This window comes from Pseudomonas sp. SIMBA_041, from assembly GCF_046535095.1.
Taxonomy (GTDB): Bacteria; Pseudomonadota; Gammaproteobacteria; order Pseudomonadales; family Pseudomonadaceae; genus Aquipseudomonas; species Aquipseudomonas mucoides.
In genome coordinates this window covers 1-301 of sequence record NZ_JAWRXJ010000153.1, presented here as the reverse complement: position 1 = coordinate 301, position 301 = coordinate 1, and the positions used below count along the sequence as shown (strand labels likewise).

General features: G+C 47.8%; 1 protein-coding gene. It reads right to left on the bottom strand.

Annotated elements, in window-relative coordinates; translation table 11 throughout:
* Positions 1–98: 98 nt before the first annotated feature.
* A complete protein-coding gene (rpmH, locus tag SB725_RS30640; RefSeq protein ID WP_000831330.1) occupies positions 99–239 on the bottom strand; it encodes a 50S ribosomal protein L34 in 141 nt (46 codons plus the stop codon).
* Positions 240–301 lie beyond the last annotated feature (62 nt).

The following is a 301-nucleotide window of genomic DNA, read 5'->3' as shown; positions in this document are numbered from 1 at the left end:
CCCGTTGTGGCTGCTGGAAGACGAATGTGAATTGACTGGGAGTTAACAAGCGTAACTCCCTGGGAAATGCGAGCTTAACCACTCAGGGGTTAGCTTTATTACTTAGAAACGGTCAGACGAGCGCGGCCTTTAGCACGACGACGTGCCAGAACCTGACGACCATTTTTAGTAGCCATACGAGCACGGAAGCCGTGAGAACGGTTGCGCTTCAGTACAGACGGTTGAAAAGTGCGTTTCATGGCGATTTCTACCTAAACTTGAATAAATTCAATGGCTTTATTGGATATCCGCCGAAAAATGA

Excerpts from the sequence above, each read along its gene's own strand:
- rpmH (WP_000831330.1), bottom strand. The coding sequence starts at position 239 with ATGAAACGCACTTTTCAACCGTCTGTACTGAAGCGCAACCGTTCTCAC.